Here is a 17,183-nt window from a genome sequence, read left to right on the forward strand (position 1 = left end):
GAGATGTTCGACAAGCTCTTTTATCGCTCAATTTTTGTTTTTCTTGTTGTAAAATCGACATTCGGATAATAACGGTTTTTTACAAGCACGTTTGGTCCTAAACATTTGACGGACGGACAATGGCAGTTTAGCGATTTTGCTAAATCGGATTTCATCCATTTGTCATAAGCAGAAAGAAGCGAGTCGGTTTGAATGTTTCCGAGCGTCGGTTCATCACCGAAATCAGTAACAATAATGTCACCAGTAAAGATGTTGACATTTAGCCTTGAACGTCCATCTGGATCGTTTCGTACTGTAACATTTTTACTTGCATATAAGCGTTTTAAGAGAGCTAAATCTTCTTCGTTGTCACTACATGGATAAAATGGTAACGTACCGAATAACATCCAAACATTTTCATCTCGTATATCAAGCAAATGATGAATCGTTTCGCGCAGTTCATCTAATGTTAATGTTTCTAGGCTACTAGCGAAGTCGCTCGGATACATCGGATGTACTTCGTGGCGTTTACAACCCATTTCGTTTACAATTTGGCGATGAATCGTTTCTAAATGTGGACGCGTCCGTTTATTTAACATCGTTTCTGCAGATACGATGACGCCCGTTTTCGAAATGGCACGTGCATTTTCGATCATGCGTATAAAATAACGTTCACGCTGTGCGACGGTTGGTTTTTTTTCCATCATTGCAAAGCCACCTTCAACGAAATCATCAATTGTGCCCCAGTTATGCGAAATATGCAAAACGTCTAAATAAGGAATAATTTTTTCGTATCGTTCTAAATCGAGCGTTAAGTTGGAGTTAATTTGTGTGCGTACGCCACGCTCATGCGCGTATTTTAACAACGGCACGACGTATTGTTCGACAGACTTAAGTGAAAGCATCGGCTCGCCACCTGTAATGCTTAACGAGCGCAAATACGGAATTTCATCGAGGCGGCGAAGAAGAAGTTCAAGCGGAAGCGCCTCAGGATCTTTTGTGCGTAACGTATAACCGACGGCGCAATGCTCACAACGCATATTGCAAAGCGTCGTTGTCGTAAACTCGATATTCGTCAACTGCATGCTTCCGTACTGTTCAACATCCATATATGCTTCCCACGGATCAAATGTAGGGGTGATCGCTTGACGTAATAAAGTTCCCATAACCAAGCTCCTTTTATTTTAAAATCGGACTAACGATAATTATGCAAAGTGAAGTGAATCGTTGTCAATGATGTTTCGATCGTGTACGATAAAGAAAAAGCGAGGTGACGACGTTGGGCAACGCAGTATCAGATGAAAATCTACAACTATCCTATTTAAAAACGCGCTTAAATATGTTTCTTGAAGTGCTTGAGGCGCTTGATCCGGAAACAGCTGAATTAGAAGACATCGACCGGCTCATTCAAATGATTGACGACTTAGAAATGAAATACGAGCGGTTTAAAAAAGATTGGGAAAAAAGTCGCTAGGCGACTTTTTTTCATATTTGAAAAAGATGTATAATACAAGTGGAGAATTCAAAAAATTGTTACATATTGAGCAAAGGGGAAGGGGCATGGTGATGGAAAAGTTTCAAGAGAGTATGTACAAGCTGATCGTCGAAACGTCAACGAAGTTGCCAAAAGATGTACGACGTGCCATTGCGAAAGCAAAGTTACGTGAAAACGCAGGAACGAGAGCAGCAATGTCGCTCGCGACGATCGTGCAAAACATTCAAATGGCAGATGAAAATGTATCGCCAATTTGCCAAGATACAGGTTTGCCGACATTTAAAATTAAAGTGCCTGTAGGTGTCAACCAAATGGAGATGAAAGAGGCGATTCGTCGAGCGATCGCTCAAGCAACGAAAGACGGCAAATTGCGTCCAAATTCGGTTGATTCGTTAACAGGGGAAAATAGCGGTGATAATTTAGGAATTGGACTGCCTGTCATGAAATTTGAGCAATGGGAGAAAGACTATATTGATGTTCGTTTAATTTTAAAAGGTGGCGGCTGTGAAAATAAAAACATTCAATATAGCTTGCCTTGTGAATTAGAAGGGCTTGGTCGCGCAGGACGCGATTTAGATGGCATTCGCAAATGTGTTTTACATGCGGTATATCAAGCGCAAGGACAAGGCTGTAGCGCGGGATTTATTGGCGTTGGTATCGGTGGCGACCGTTCTGCTGGATACGACTTAGCAAAGGAGCAGCTATTCCGCCCTGTTGACGATGTGAACCCGAACGAAGATTTGCGCAAATTAGAAGAATACATTATGGAAGCAGCGAATAAACTCGGCATCGGCACGATGGGATTTGGCGGAGAAACGACGCTACTCGGCTGTAAAATTGGCGTCATGCACCGCATTCCGGCAAGCTTTTTCGTTTCTGTCGCATACAACTGTTGGGCGTTCCGCCGCTTAGGTGTAACCATTGATCCGCATACAGGTGACATTCAAGAATGGTTATATCAAGAAGGAGATGACGTTGACTTCCAACAAGAAGAAACAGAGGTTGTAGGAGAAGCGCGCGAAGTTGTACTTGAGGCGCCAATTACAGAAGAACAAATTCGTTCGCTAAAAGTAGGGGATGTCGTTCGCATTAACGGCATGATTTATACAGGCCGCGATGCGATTCATAAACATTTAATGGATCATGACGCTCCTGTTAATTTAAACGGTCAAATCATTTATCACTGTGGACCGGTGATGTTAAAAGATGAAAACGGAAAATGGCACGTGAAAGCAGCTGGTCCGACGACGAGCATTCGCGAAGAACCTTACCAAGGGGAAATTATGAAAAAGTTCGGCATTCGCGCGGTCATTGGAAAAGGCGGCATGGGTGCAAAAACATTGGCAGCGTTAAAAGAACATGGCGGCGTGTACTTAAACGCTATCGGCGGTGCAGCTCAATATTATGCGGATTGCATTCAATCCGTTGAAGGTGTCGACTTTTTAGAATTTGGTATTCCAGAAGCGATGTGGCATTTGCGTGTAAAAGACTTTACAGCCGTCGTCACGATGGATTCACATGGCAACAGCTTGCACGAAGACGTCGAAAAATCATCGCTTGAAAAATTAGCCCAATTTAAAGAGCGTGTATTTTAACGAAAATCCGTCTAGCGAGTAGCTAGGCGGATTTTTTATGTCCCATTTTGCACAACCTATCATGGAAAGGAATTGGGAGGTGTAAGAAGTGAAAAAAATGGTTATTTTCTTTTTCTTCCTGTTATGTTTGCCGCTTAGTCAAGTAGAGGCAATATCATGGGGATTTAAGCGAAGTGAAAATCACATTCCCCCTGCTGCGGGAAAACAGTTAGATGAACTACTTGCCAAATACGATGCATTTTATTTAGGCGACCCGACGAAAAAATATATTTACTTAACGTTTGATAACGGATATGAAAATGGCTATACTGCCCAAATTTTAGACGTGCTGAAACAAAAAAAAGTTCCTGCGACGTTTTTCGTGACCGGTCATTATTTACAATCTGCCCCTGATTTAGTCAAACGCATGGTCAATGAAGGGCATATTGTCGGCAACCACTCGTGGCACCACCCCGATTTAACGACAATTAGCGATGAAAAGTTGCGTGGGGAGCTTGAAATGGTCAGAAAAAAAACAGAGCTGTTGACGGGACAAAAGCATATGCGCTATGTGCGTCCACCGCGCGGCGTTTTTGACGAACGGACGCTTGCAGTTGCGCGCGAACTCGGCTATTATCATGTTTTTTGGTCATTAGCGTTCGTCGATTGGCACGTTCACGATCAAAAGGGATGGTCATATGCTTACAATAACGTCATGAAACAAATTCATCCGGGCGCCATCATACTGCTGCATACGGTGTCAAAAGATAATGCCGATGCGCTTGCCAAAATTGTTGACGATTTGCGAAAAGAAGGATATGTTTTTAAAAGCTTAGACGATTTCATGCTGCAAAAAATGAATGTTCCTACTTGGCTTTTTTCCCTTTGACGATGTGCAAAGGGATTTGTTTCGTTATAATAGAAGGAAAAAAGGTAGGAATAGACATGTGGCAACAACGAATCGAAGTAGAAGCTCCATACGATTTTTCACGTGTATTAGAGCGGTTAGCGCAAGACCCGTTAGCCAAAGTAGACATAGAAAAGCAACAGCTAGTGATCCCGCTTTATATAAATGAAACTCCGGTTGCTGTTTTCGTTCGCAGTATCGGAACAAAACAAGCACCGGCTTTTCTTGTTGAAGCGCAGTACGAACAATTAAAAGAAGCAATATTATCCCGTCTGTTTCACATATTGCATTGGGATCGCTCCCTTTTGCCGATTCACGAGCATTTTTTGCAAACGGAATTGCGGGAAATTTTCCGTGAACATGAAGGAACGCCGCTTGTGTTAGAACCGGATTTATATTTTTGCTTAATCAAATGCATTATTCATCAGCAGCTACATATGAAAGTGGCGTACAAAATGACCGAGCGGTTTGTGAAAACGTTTGGGCGTGAAATAGATGGAATTTGGTTTTACCCACGCCCTGAACAAATCGCCCGCTTATCGTACGATGAGCTGAAAGCGTTGCAATTTAGCCAAAAAAAGTCGGAATATATTATCGATATTTCGCGGCTCGTTGCCGAAGGAAAATTAGCACTAGACAAGCTGGCGGAGGCAACGGATAAAGAAGTGATGGACACCTTGCTTCCGTTGCGCGGCATCGGACCGTGGACGGTGCAAAACTTCCTGTTGTTTGGGCTCGGTCGTCCGAACTTGTTTCCAAAAGCGGATATTGGCTTACAGCGAGCCGTACAAAAACTGCTTTCGTTAGAAACGAAACCTTCAATGGCGCAGATGGAGGCATTAAGCAAGCGCTGGGGGTCGTATTTAAGCTACGCGTCGCTATATTTATGGAGAAGTATTGAATAGGAGAGATGGCAATGTTACAACAAGGACAGCAATTTCCACTCACCATTAAACGATTAGGTATTAACGGAGAAGGTGTCGGCTATTTTAAAAAACAAGTCGTATTTGTTCCAGGAGCGCTTCCGGGAGAAGAAGTCGTCGTTCAAGCGATGAATGTGTATCCGACGTATGCCGAAGGAAAAATCGTACGCATTCGAAAACGCTCACCGCACCGCGTCAAACCGCTTTGCCCTGTATATGACAAATGTGGCGGTTGCCAGCTGCAACATTTAGACTACCATGCGCAATTAGAAGCAAAGCGTGATATCGTCATTCAAGCGCTAGAACGCCATAGTCGATTCAATGTAGAAGAACTTCATATTCGTCCGACGATTGGCATGGATGACCCGTGGCACTATCGCAACAAAAGTCAATTTCAAGTGGGAGTGAAAAAAGGGCGCGTCATCGCTGGACTTTACAGCATGAACTCGCACGAGCTCATTGATATCGACCTCTGTTTCATTCAACATGACGCTACAAACCGTGTCACAACGGTCGTGAAAACAATTTTACAACATTTGCGCATTCCGATTTATCACGAGCGAAAAAAAACAGGTGTCGTGCGCACGATTGTAGCGCGCGTCGGGTTTTTTACAGGCGATGTGCAACTTGTCATTGTGACAGCGACAAAAGAATTGCCACGTAAAGAGTTATTTGTAGCTGAAGTGAAACGTCGATTGCCAGAAGTGAAATCGATTGCCCAAAACATAAACGGACAAAAAACGTCGCTTATTTTTGGCGATGAAACTATAGTGCTTGCCGGTGAACCGTACATTCAAGAAGCGCTTGGCGACTTATCGTTTGAACTATCCGCCCGCGCTTTTTTCCAGCTCAATCCGATTCAAACGGTGAAGCTATATGATGAAGTAAAAAAAGCGGCTGCGCTCACGAAAAACGAACGAGTTGTCGATGCGTATTGCGGCGTCGGCACCATCGGTCTATGGCTTGCTCGTGAGGCGAAAGAAGTGCGCGGCATGGATACGATTCCAGAAGCGATTGACGATGCACGCCAAAACGCCGAACGCCACGGCTTTACAAACGTCACCTATGCGGTCGGAAAAGCGGAAGTATTGCTGCCAAAATGGGTGAAAGAAGGCTGGAAACCAGACGTCATCGTCGTCGACCCACCGCGAACAGGCTGCGACAACGCTTTATTAAAAACGATGTTACAAGTCAAACCGAAAACGATCGTGTACGTCTCCTGTAACCCATCCAGCCTCGCTCGAGACATCGACACACTTGCAAAACAATATCGCGTCGAATACATTCAACCGTTTGACCTTTTCCCACATACGGCACATGTGGAAAGTGTGGCGAAGTTGGTGAGGAGGGGGTAAGTCTTATTTATGGACATAGAAAAAAGAAAGTCTTTTTTGTAGAATGAAAGTATTCACAAAAAATGAAGGTAGAGGGGAAACATTAATGAAAAAAACGGTTCGTGTCGTAGGGGCAGTTATATTGGATGATAAAAATCGTGTGTTGTGTGCACTTCGGTCGAATGCGATGGCACTTCCTAATTTTTGGGAATTTCCGGGTGGGAAAATTGAAGAGGGAGAAAAAGAAGAAGAAACGTTAGTAAGAGAAATTTATGAGGAATTAGGATGTACGATCGAAGTACATGAAAAAATTGAAGAAGTGCATTATGAATATCCTCAAGTCATTGTCCATTTACTCACATATAGAGCAACAATTATTGAGGGAGAACCGAAGGCGAAAGAACATGCTGAATTAAGATGGGTCCCACTCGGGGATTTAAAATCGCTCGAGTGGGCACCCGCTGATATTCCGACTGTAGAAGCTTTATTAGCGAATCAAGTCAATATATAAATCTTCCGGCACGGGATGATGTAGACGCCATGTGATGCTCATTGGTTTATCACCGTAGCTCGATACATAATCGACTTCACCGAGATAAGTAAAAGGCAATGTCATTCCGTGCATTTCCTCAAATTTTCGAACAAATAGATGAATATGGATTCCAAGCTCTTTATGACGAATAAAATTTTGTCCGACCGAAGAGTTATGAGACGTTTGAGTTTGGCTTTGCCAATGAAAATGTTTTTGATCGAGAAAATAATCTTTGTAATGTAAATGTTCTTCTACTCTTTCTGACTTATTTAAATTGACGAACAGTAAATAATGATTTCTAACTTTACTTACTCCTTCTCGCCACGATCCTCCTTTTACTCCTGCTTCAAATAAGAAAATTAAATCGTTTCGCGTATAGTTTTGATAAAGAGTAAGCTTTTCTCCTTTAGCTAAAAACTTTTCAGGACGATACGTTCTCCTAAATTCAATAAGTCCATAGTCGATACGGTCTTTGATGTAATTGAAGAACTGCGTATTCTCTGTTAGAGTAAGAATGTCGCTATTCAAGATGAACTGGTGACCATTTCGTTGTCCAAACGACCATTTTTGTTTTTTATATGTCGATGCGAGGCGGTCCATCGATTGCATAATCATCTTTTCATGTTTTTCTAACTGCACATCTACGGCAAACTTTCTGGCAAGTTGTTTTATGACATCTTCACAAGACACAGCTTTTTGTAATAAAGCTAATTGCAAAATAACGAAGTCGTAAGGCCACTTAATCGGAAGTTGATTTTCTATCCGTTCAACGCACTCACACATCAATGGGTGCTGTAAAATCATTTGGTCAAGCTCGTTTATATCATTCATTTTTTCTTTTGTTTTGACCCATGAACGATACTTATATATGAAAAACGTTAAGCTTGGCGATTGCTCGTAATATAAAAAATCTAATATTTCTGGTGAGCGCCCAAGCTCATTTTTAAATTGTTGATATAGCATTTTTAACATATCTGTCGAGTTCATTTTAATGGAGTCAATGCGATCTAAAATTTCCCTTTGCGTTACTGGGTCTAAATCGACATATGCGCCACCTGATAGATCGGCAAATTCGTGTGTAATCGCAACACGGAGGGAATCTTTATCGAACGCCTTGTCGTTCAGTTGCCCAGCTAGAGCGAGCGGAATCATAAACGATTTTTGATAATTTCCTACAAAGTCCAAAACCGTCACAAACTCTTTTCCTTCTACTTTTCTTAGTCCTCTCCCTAATTGTTGAATAAATACAGTCGATGATTCGGTAGGTCTTAAAAATAATAAAAGATTTAAACTTGGGATATCAATTCCTTCGTTAAAAATGTTAACGGTGAAAATGAGTTCAAGTGGATCGTCCAGATTTTCTAGTCTCTTTATGATCTGTTCACGATATTCCACGCTATGTTCACCAGTTAAATATGTTGTGCAATATCCGCGTTTATTAAATTGTTCGCTCATATATTTTGCATGCTCGATATTTACACAAAAAGCGAGCCCAACGATACGATCGCCGTCATAACCATACGTGCGAATCATTTCAATAATAAAATCTGTTCGTTCGTTTGTTTTTAAAGCTTTCACAAGCAATGCTTCATCAAACATGCCGTTTTTTAATGGAATCTGACTATAGTCTACCGTACGATCTGAAATACCAAAGTAGTGAAATGGTGCAAGCAACTGTGCGTCTAGCGCCTCTCTTAAACGGATTTCATATACAACGTTATGGTCACAAATTGCTAAAACATCTCTACCGTCCATTCTTTCCGGTGTTGCTGTCAAGCCAAGCAAAAATTTCGGCTGAAAATAACGAATAACTTTTTGATATGTAGGTGCTTCGGCATGATGAAATTCATCGATAATGATATAGTCAAATTCATGTTGCTCAAAATGTTGCAACGTTTCGTCTTTAGAGAGCGATTGAACGGTACTAAATAAATACGGTTTATCGAATTGTTTCACAGTTCCTGTTATTTTACCAAATAGATGGTCATTTCCTATCACATGTTTAAATGTTTCAATTGCCTTATCTAACAATTCTTCACGATGAGCGATAAATAAAAGCTTTTTTGGATCATATGCTTTGACGTCAAAAGCTGCTAAATATGTTTTCCCAGTTCCAGTAGCAGCGATAATGACTCCTTTTGTGTTACCACTTTTTCTTGTTTGTTCAAGGTTTTTTAATGCTTTTTTTTGCATATCATTTGGTGTCACACTTGATGTAACGATATATTCTCCTTTCGACTCAGCAGCTAAAGGTTTGTTTTCTTTTCTTATTGTTTGTTGTTCGTATTTTTGGATAAACGCGTGATCAAGAGAAATAGCATCTGTATGGTTCCATATTTTCTCGAAAATTTCTTTTGTATGCTCATAAATTGGTAAAAAGCTTGTATCTGGTAGCTTTACATTTAGTTCATGTCCGTTCATGAGGGCTGAGTGTGAAATGTTTGACGAGCCAATGATTACTGTATTCAATCCTGAACGTCGATGAAACATGTACGCTTTCGTATGAAAAGATTGTTGTTGTGTATCAATCATTTTTACCTGTACGTTCGAAAATTGCATGAGTTTTTCAAGCGCTTTTGCTTCTGTAATACCTAAATAGGTTGATGTAATAATACGTACAGGAATACGTTCTTTTTCAAGCATAAGTAAAGGACGAATCAATAATTGTAGCCCTGACATACGGATAAAGCTAACCATAAAATCAACAGAGTCGGCTGTGAGCATTTCATATTTTAATGTTTTGAAAAAGTTTTTCATTGTATGTTTGTCGTTATATAGTAAATGCAATCGAGACAAGAAAAAATCTTCTATAATCGGTATTTCCCGTTGTCCATACGTGTATGTAATCATGGAGAGCGGCAAAGAAAAAGAATCTTCTTTGTCTGATACTAATGTAGAAATGTGCTGAGTTAGTTGCATAATTTCATCAAAACGATTCTCTTTTGCCAAACTTTTTAGTTTGTGAGCGAGCTGTTTAGCGGAATGAAGAACGAGAACCTCAATGTAGTCTTTCGGTGATAGACGTTGTATAACACTTGTATCAGGATATTGTTTTGTAAGAAGTTGCAGTTCCTCAAAAAAACTTTTGTCCATGAAATAAAACCACCTAACACATTTTTTATAAAATTTTACCATGATATGTGTAGCATTTCCATCGCTGAAATGACATGATGACAGTGGAACATTCTATATCTTCTTTTCATTCTCGTTTTGTCACATGCCTCGGTTTCAATTTTTTATTGTTAAATTAAGCAAACAAAATAGGCGCAATGATATTCGCACGACAATCCACCTACACAGCACTATTAAGGAAAATAGGATATACTAATACATACAACCAAAACGTTAATTTGAACGTTTGATAAGGGAGGCGGCACATTGGACGCAAATTGGAATTTTGACAATAGTTATGCTCGTTTATCCGAGCGGTTTTTTGCGAGGCTTCAACCAACGCCTGTTAGTGACCCGGAACTTGTCATGCTCAATCGTTCGCTTGCCGAGGAGCTTGGGCTACATGCAGAGGCGTTAGCGAGTGAAGAAGGGGTGGCGGTGTTTGCTGGAAATCGTGTGCCTGAAGGAGCAGAGCCTTTGGCGCAGGCGTATGCGGGGCATCAGTTCGGATATTTTAATATGCTTGGTGATGGGCGCGCTATTTTGCTTGGGGAGCATGTGACGCCAAGTGGAGAGCGAGTCGATATTCAGCTGAAAGGTTCGGGGCGGACGCCGTATTCGCGCGGTGGGGATGGTCGGGCAGCGCTTGGGCCGATGCTCCGTGAGTATATCATTAGCGAGGCGATGCATGCGCTTCATATTCCAACGACGCGCAGTTTAGCCGTTGTGACAACAGGGGAAGTTGTGATTCGAGAAACAGAACTTCCAGGTGCGGTTTTGACGCGCGTGGCAGCGAGTCATTTGCGTGTCGGGACGTTTCAATATGCGGCTCGTTTTTTATCGAAAGAGGAATTGCAACAATTAGCCGATTATGCGATAAAGCGCCATTATCCGAACGGTGAACATGCATCCAACCGCTATGTTTTTTTACTTGAAGAAGTGATGAAAAAGCAGGCGGCGCTTGTGGCGAATTGGCAATTGGTTGGATTTGTTCATGGGGTGATGAATACAGATAATATGACGATTAGCGGCGAGACGATTGATTACGGACCGTGCGCATTTATGGATGTGTACGATCCGAAGACGGTGTTTAGTTCGATTGATACGCAAGGACGATATGCGTACGGCAATCAGCCGTATATGGCTGGATGGAACATCGCCCGCCTTGCAGAAAGTCTTTTGCCGCTTTTACACGAAGAAGAAGAAAAAGCCATCGAACTTGCGCAAGAAATTATTGAACAATTCCCAGCATGGTATGAAACGTATTGGCTACAAGGGATGCGCGCAAAGCTCGGACTTTGCACGGAAGAAGAGGAAGATAAAAAACTCATTGGGGAGCTTCTTCATTTGATGTACACATATCGCCTCGACTATACGAATACGTTTCGCGCGCTGACGCTAGATGAATGGCATTTTTGCGAACAAGCATTGCTCGACTGGTATATACGTTGGCAACAAAGAATCGCTCGTCAAGACATCACGAAAGATAAAGTGTATGAACGGATGCGGCAACACAACCCTGCGATTATTCCGCGCAACTATCGGGTGGAAGAAGCGCTTGCGGCAGCGGTCGAGTATGGGGACAATACGGTCATGGAACGGTTACTTTATGCACTTTCCGCCCCTTATGCCTACACGAAAGAGCAAGAAGAATACGCCAAGCCCCCTGCACCGTCTGATCGACCGTATCGGACGTTTTGTGGGACGTAAAAAAGCTCAAGTGGCGCTTGAGCTTTTTTAAAATCCCGCGATATGTTTCGCGTATGCGAGTGGATTGAAAAACGTTCGTTCAATCGTTTCGCGATCATAGGACTTATACATACAATCGTATCCAGGTTTTGCATTACATTCAATAAACCATAGTTTCCCTTGTTTATCGATCGCAAAGTCGATGCCGATTTCACCAAACGTCCCGTATATGCGCTCAATGCTTCTGTAGCACGTAAGTAAAAATTCGTCTATCTTTCGTTTCCATGTTTCGATTTGTTCGTCCGTATAGTGAAAGTATGTTTTGAAAAAATATTCGAATCGGTAAATTTCCGATCCTGTTTGCGAACTTGTAATTGGGGAACGATGACCGCCAATGCGAACAGGGTATGACGTAATATCAAGTTTGCCGTCCGGCGTTCGTTGTACGGTAGCGCGCAAATCGATATTTCTTTCGTTCCATGTGATGACATCGATTGCTTGTTGAACGATGATCTTTTTATGATGAAAAAAAGAGGCAATCGCTTCGTGAAGCGCTTCCCAGCTTGTGACGTTCGCTTCATATAGCTGCCGATCTTTGACGTAGCTATATATAAAATTTTGTTCGCTCTGTTTTACGATGCGAACGACACCGTGTCCGTTACTGCCGTGACAATCTTTTAAATAAAGGGTATCGCATGAATGAAACATATGTTGGACGGTTTTGATATCTTTATAAAGTGTAGCTTTTGGTAAATATCGTTGCATGTCTCCAATCTTTTGTAACTTTTTATGTGTTTCCCATTTGTCAAAATAATGTTGTGGATTTATTTTTTTTATGCCATTGATTGCTTGCAGCTGTTGGCGAATGTAGTCTGATTGCACTATTTGTTTTTGTAAAACGCCACCGCCGCGATCGTATAATACGTCAGGGAGCGGGAATGCCCGCTGTTTCCATATGTTTTCTTGTTCATGAAAAAATGTTCCGTAAATTTTTTGATGAATGAAGTTAACATCGTGAACAGAGAAAAAGTAGAGAATCGTTTTCGCTTTTTTATTCGCGTATGCGTATTCCACTTGGCGAAATTTCGGTTGTTGCCGCTTCAATTTGCGAATTTGGCCGTTGCTAATAAACATCGCTATGACAGGGCCGAGATGTACGGTATTCCCTTTGATTTTTATATTTGTTTCGATATCGAGTAGCCCATCAAACTGTTCAAACACATGTGCAGGCAGTTCAACGATATCGGTGAAATCATTTGCTTCACATTTCGCTACAAAAGAAAAAGCGCCGATTTTTACGTGCGTATGTTCAGGATTGGCTAGTTGTGCGTGCATATGTTTTGGTAGCGTCATATGGCTGTAGTTTCCTCGTTTTAGCGTAGCAGACGATTGTTGTTCATGTGGTATAGTGATATATGTGGCGTAATCGAGCGTTGTTAAAAAAGAGCGTGCAGGTTGTTTTGCATACAACGGCAAATTTGGCCCGGGATATTTCTCCGGTTTTGAGTTTGCTTCAATGAGCCATATATGTCCTGCTTCATCGATTCCTACATCTAAACCAATTTCCGCAAAGTATCCGAATTTTTTTTCAATGGCTTCACAGACATGTTTAGCAAATGTATGCAAACGTGTAATGGATGGGACGGAACGATACGTTTCACAAAGTGAAGAGTAAATCGTTTTGAAATCATATTCGTGATTGTCGCGGACGGTTGTAATAGATGAGTGTTCTTCTGCTAAGTTAATAAGGTCGTAAATCGGTTCCCAACGCCCTTCCCCATTTTTTAACATAAGTATGCGAATATCGAATGGACGTTGTTGAAACGTCATAAGCGAGACGCCTTGTTGTACAAGAAAAGGCTTATGCTTTGTAAATGATTGTACATGTTCTTTTAACTGTTCAATCCCCATTTGTTCAATCATTAGTTCGTCGTTTTGCACGAACATCACTTCAAATGTATCGCGTTTTTTTCTAATTGACATCACTTCTCTCGCACGGCTTCCATAAAACGATTTGACGAACACATAGTTGTGTTGATCGATCATTGTTAACACGTCTGTAAATGTTTTATATTTGACCGTCTCTGGCAAATGGTGACGAATAGTAGGGACATTACGTAAACGTTCATACACTTCCCATTTTCCCAAATAATCAAGCTCATTAATCAATTTGATGTTAGGATTACTGCGCATAGTTGTACGGATATGTTGGACGAGCGGCTTTTGTTCTGGCTGAAATGAGGCGCCGCGGTCGTATATGACGTGAGGGAAAGGAAATGATCGTCGTTCGAATTGGCCGTTCACGTATACATAGCCGTTAATCGTTTGTTTCTCCCAATCAATATCAAAAATGCTGAAAAAGTAACTTAAACAATGTGCGTGTTCGCTTGCGATTGCGTGATTGTGGATAAACGGTTCGACATAGTCGGTGGAAAAGTCAGCAATATAGGCAGTGTTTAAAAACACTCCTACCATTGGGCCAACGTGCAACGTACCATTTGTTTTCCATATGTGAAGTTTGTATTCTATCGAACAATGAGGAAAAAGCGCATGATGAATAATAAATGCATCGTCATCGGTTGGATGAATATATGCTCGCTCGCTCGTTTGTCCAAATGCGATGTGATACATCGTTGTTGGCTGTAAATTGAGTTGCTCATATATTCGTTTTGATAAATAACAAACATTTGTAGGCACGTACGATTGTTTTTTTAACTTTACAATCATCTTTTTCACTCCTATTTCGTTGTTTTCTTTACAACATATGTTTGTTGCCATTTTATTGTTTAGGCAAGTCATTTGTTGAAACAAAAAGAGATATGAGTCATACGATGAAAGTAAGTGCGAGAAAAGGAGGGGAAAGCGATGGGCTTTCCAAATGTCCCACATATTAAACCGGAAATTCATGTTGACCGAGATGATGCGTTTGATTTATTGCTTATGTCAATCGCTTTAGAAGAGCTAAGTTTAGCCCACATTTTAAATGCAGAAGGAGAGAAAATTCAATTTGCTCTGGAGGCATTACAACGGCGAAAAATGAAGGAACATGTCATCGATGATTTATTAAAAGTGAACCGTAGTGTTAATAGTGTATTACGAAATGTGATTAAAGAAGAAATGTTGTTGCAGTTTAAGCAAGAAAATGTGTTAGACGTCATGGGATATGAAGAGGAGGATGACGATGAAGGATGATATGTATAAACCAAAGTATATAACAAACATCGACCGTCTTTCTCAACTTTCGGAAGGTGAAAAGGAGGCACTAAAAAAAGTTGCTCAAACGTACGTGTTTCGGATAAATGACTATTATTTAAGTTTAATTGACTGGTCCGATCCGCATGATCCGATTCGTCGTATTGTTATACCGATGGCAGAAGAATTAGATGAATATGGAACATGGGATGCTTCAGATGAGAAAAGTAACTATGTTGTACCGGGTTGTCAACATAAATACGCAACAACAGCGTTATTGCTCGTTTCCGAAGTATGTGGAGCGTATTGTCGTTACTGTTTTCGGAAACGGTTATTTCGCGATGATGTGAAGGAGGCGTTACTCGATGTTCGTGAAGGTATAGATTATATTGAAAAAACGCCGCATATTAATAACGTACTTCTTACCGGAGGAGATCCACTCGCACTTTCTACGAAAAAACTTGCCACTATTATTGAATCTCTCCGAAACATTGAACACGTTCAAATTATTCGTATCGGCACGAAGATGCCTCTATTTCATCCGATGCGAATTTATGAAGATGAAGAACTGCTACGTACGATCCGAAAATTTTCAACTATTAACAAACGCATATATGTGATGGCTCATGTCGACCATCCACGGGAATTAACAAAAGAGGCGAAAAAAGCATTTGAAGCATTGCATGATGCTGGAGCGATCATTGTGAATCAAACCCCTGTTTTAAAAGGAATTAACGATGATCCTGATGTGTTGGCGCATCTTTTAGATGAACTGTCATGGATGGGGGTCACACCGTATTACTTTTTTGTTAATCGTCCTGTGGCAGGAAATAAATCGTTTGTGCTTCCATTACATGAGGTGTATCGCATTGTTGAAGAAGCAAAGGCAAAAACATCAGGACTAGGAAAACGAGTAAAACTTGTCATGAGCCATGCTTCAGGAAAAATTGAAATATTGGCGATTGAGAATAACAAGGCGTATTTAAAATACCATCAAAGTCGGTATGGACATGACGGAAAGTTTTTTATTCTTGATTGTCCAGATGATGCGACATGGTTTGACGATTTACCAGGAAGTGATCAGTATGTTAAGTAAAAAAACCGTCCCTTTTCTTATGGAAAGGGCGGTTGATACGTTGTAATATTATTAAGAAAGGAGAGGGGAGAAATATTGTTTCCATTTTTGTACGATAACTTATACATAAACGTAAAGCTCCCGAAAGGAACCGTTGTTTTTCGGGAGGGGGATATGTGTGAACATGTAGCATTCATCGTTTCTGGCGTCATCCGAGTAGCAAAGATTGGAGAAAACGGAAAAGAAGTCAATTTATATCGTGTTTGTCGTGGAGAGTCATGCGTGTTGACCATTTCAAGTGTATTGTCGCATTCACCTTTTCCAGCGACTGCAATTGTGGAAGAAGATGCGGAAGCGATAATCGTTCCAAAAGATACGTTTGCAACGATGATGGCAACAAACACACAGCTACAAACGTTTGTTTATGATATGATGATGAATCGGTTTATGGCGATGATGCAAATGATCGAGCATATCGTATTTGAAAAAATGGATAAGCGTCTCATTGAATTTTTGCTTGACAGATGCAAGAAAAATAAAACAAATATGATCGAGATGACGCATGAGCACATTGCGATCGAGCTTGGAACAGCGCGTGAAGTTGTCAGCCGCATTTTAAAACAGCTCGAGCGAGAAGGATATGTTCAACTCGCGCGTGGAAAAGTAAAGATTGTGGACAAAGAGAGACTATGTGACAAATTTGCGACAATGTGATTTTATCACGGAGCGATTCGCTTTTTTCCTCTATGATAAAGATAGAAAGGTGAGGGGAGGAAGAGAAAATGAAAGCCAATGTTGGTTCAGTTGATCGCATGATTCGTTTCATATTAGGTATTGCGTTATTAGGATTATTTTTCCTCGAAGGAAATATCAAATATGTTGGCATTTTAGGAATCGTTCTTATCGCTACGGCATTTATAAGATTTTGTCCGCTCTATGTACCGTTTCGAATCAACACAACGAAAAAATAGCCTAGGCAAATGCTTGGGCTATTTTTTCGTTGAACTGAAAAAAGCCGCCCATAGATGCTCGCTTATTAATAGAACATAAAATATTTTTGTTAAAGGTAAATTTCGTTTGTTATATATTGACGATCACTAGCGTTGCATTAATTTAATTTGAAAATTCCGAATTGAAAAAAGTCCATAAAAAAATCCTTTATAATGGATGGTACAGGTGGTCCCTGTCCAAATCCAATATAAAGGATGAAGCCTATGGACAAGGATACACTATTTTCTTCATTTGGTAAATGGGTCACTCCTCTCAATTCTGTTAAATTTACACAAAGAATTGAAGAGATGAAACAAGATAAATATACGAAAAAATTAACCACAAAAGCGTATTTACTTTTGTTTTTGCATGCTCAACTTCA

Annotated in this window: 14 protein-coding genes; 11 read left to right on the forward strand and 3 right to left on the reverse strand. The window is 40.8% G+C overall.

Annotated elements, in window-relative coordinates; all coding sequences use genetic code 11:
- Positions 1 to 20: 20 nt before the first annotated feature.
- Positions 21 to 1,145 carry a radical SAM/CxCxxxxC motif protein YfkAB gene (gene yfkAB, locus ASC42_RS11000; protein ID WP_055441790.1) on the reverse strand — a complete coding sequence of 375 codons (1,125 nt, stop codon included), beginning with the start codon at positions 1,143 to 1,145 and terminating at the stop codon, positions 21 to 23.
- A gap of 113 nt (positions 1,146 to 1,258) precedes the next feature.
- Here yfkAB and ASC42_RS11005 point away from each other — a divergent pair, with 113 nt between their 5' ends.
- The 6 genes from ASC42_RS11005 (at position 1,259) to ASC42_RS11030 (ending at position 6,723) form a co-directional block, all read left to right on the forward strand.
- On the forward strand, positions 1,259 to 1,453 hold the full coding sequence (locus ASC42_RS11005) for an SE1561 family protein (protein ID WP_032101026.1): 195 nt from the start codon (positions 1,259 to 1,261) through the stop codon (positions 1,451 to 1,453).
- A 92-nt stretch (positions 1,454 to 1,545) separates the two neighbouring features.
- The gene (locus tag ASC42_RS11010) at positions 1,546 to 3,069 is read left to right on the forward strand and encodes a fumarate hydratase (RefSeq protein WP_055441805.1); all 1,524 of its coding nucleotides are present in this window, start codon (positions 1,546 to 1,548) and stop codon (positions 3,067 to 3,069) included.
- 97 nt (positions 3,070 to 3,166) lie between these two features.
- Positions 3,167 to 3,937: a delta-lactam-biosynthetic de-N-acetylase gene (gene pdaA, locus ASC42_RS11015; protein ID WP_141653527.1), complete on the forward strand. Its 771-nt coding sequence runs from the start codon at positions 3,167 to 3,169 to the stop codon at positions 3,935 to 3,937.
- Positions 3,938 to 3,993: 56 nt separating this feature from the next.
- A complete protein-coding gene (locus ASC42_RS11020; RefSeq protein ID WP_055441792.1) occupies positions 3,994 to 4,860 on the forward strand; it encodes a DNA-3-methyladenine glycosylase family protein in 867 nt (288 codons plus the stop codon).
- 11 nt (positions 4,861 to 4,871) lie between these two features.
- Positions 4,872 to 6,233, forward strand: coding sequence for a 23S rRNA (uracil(1939)-C(5))-methyltransferase RlmD (gene rlmD, locus ASC42_RS11025; RefSeq protein WP_055441793.1), 1,362 nt, complete (start codon positions 4,872 to 4,874; stop codon positions 6,231 to 6,233).
- A gap of 85 nt (positions 6,234 to 6,318) precedes the next feature.
- A complete protein-coding gene (locus tag ASC42_RS11030) occupies positions 6,319 to 6,723 on the forward strand; it encodes a (deoxy)nucleoside triphosphate pyrophosphohydrolase (RefSeq protein WP_055441794.1) in 405 nt (134 codons plus the stop codon).
- Here ASC42_RS11030 and ASC42_RS11035 read toward each other — a convergent pair.
- Entirely contained in the window at positions 6,700 to 9,837 is a 3,138-nt protein-coding gene (locus ASC42_RS11035; protein ID WP_055441795.1) for a DUF3427 domain-containing protein, read from the reverse strand. The two genes, ASC42_RS11030 and ASC42_RS11035, sit on opposite strands and share 24 nt — an antisense overlap.
- A 285-nt stretch (positions 9,838 to 10,122) precedes the next feature.
- Here ASC42_RS11035 and ASC42_RS11040 point away from each other — a divergent pair, with 285 nt between their 5' ends.
- Complete coding sequence (locus ASC42_RS11040) at positions 10,123 to 11,565, forward strand: protein adenylyltransferase SelO (RefSeq protein ID WP_055441796.1); 1,443 nt, start codon at positions 10,123 to 10,125, stop codon at positions 11,563 to 11,565.
- Positions 11,566 to 11,592: 27 nt separating this feature from the next.
- On the opposite strand, the gene ASC42_RS11045 is transcribed toward ASC42_RS11040, so the two are convergent.
- Positions 11,593 to 14,271 carry a YheC/YheD family endospore coat-associated protein gene (locus tag ASC42_RS11045; RefSeq protein ID WP_055441797.1) on the reverse strand — a complete coding sequence of 893 codons (2,679 nt, stop codon included), beginning with the start codon at positions 14,269 to 14,271 and terminating at the stop codon, positions 11,593 to 11,595.
- A gap of 138 nt (positions 14,272 to 14,409) precedes the next feature.
- On the opposite strand from ASC42_RS11045, the gene ASC42_RS11050 reads away from it, so the two are divergent.
- From ASC42_RS11050 to ASC42_RS11065, 4 genes are all read left to right on the forward strand, one after another.
- Positions 14,410 to 14,736, forward strand: coding sequence for an alpha-helical endospore appendage domain-containing protein (locus ASC42_RS11050; protein WP_055441798.1), 327 nt, complete (start codon positions 14,410 to 14,412; stop codon positions 14,734 to 14,736).
- A gap of 1 nt (position 14,737) precedes the next feature.
- Complete coding sequence (locus ASC42_RS11055) at positions 14,738 to 15,832, forward strand: KamA family radical SAM protein (protein ID WP_055441806.1); 1,095 nt, start codon at positions 14,738 to 14,740, stop codon at positions 15,830 to 15,832.
- Positions 15,833 to 15,919: 87 nt separating this feature from the next.
- Positions 15,920 to 16,525 carry a Crp/Fnr family transcriptional regulator gene (locus tag ASC42_RS11060; RefSeq protein ID WP_280790535.1) on the forward strand — a complete coding sequence of 202 codons (606 nt, stop codon included), beginning with the start codon at positions 15,920 to 15,922 and terminating at the stop codon, positions 16,523 to 16,525.
- A 68-nt stretch (positions 16,526 to 16,593) separates the two neighbouring features.
- Positions 16,594 to 16,782, forward strand: coding sequence for a YgaP family membrane protein (locus ASC42_RS11065; protein WP_055441800.1), 189 nt, complete (start codon positions 16,594 to 16,596; stop codon positions 16,780 to 16,782).
- Positions 16,783 to 17,183: the final 401 nt, after the last annotated feature.

Origin of the sequence: Anoxybacillus suryakundensis (assembly GCF_001418025.1) — a bacterium.
In the GTDB taxonomy this organism is placed as follows: Bacteria; Bacillota; Bacilli; order Bacillales; family Anoxybacillaceae; genus Anoxybacillus; species Anoxybacillus tengchongensis.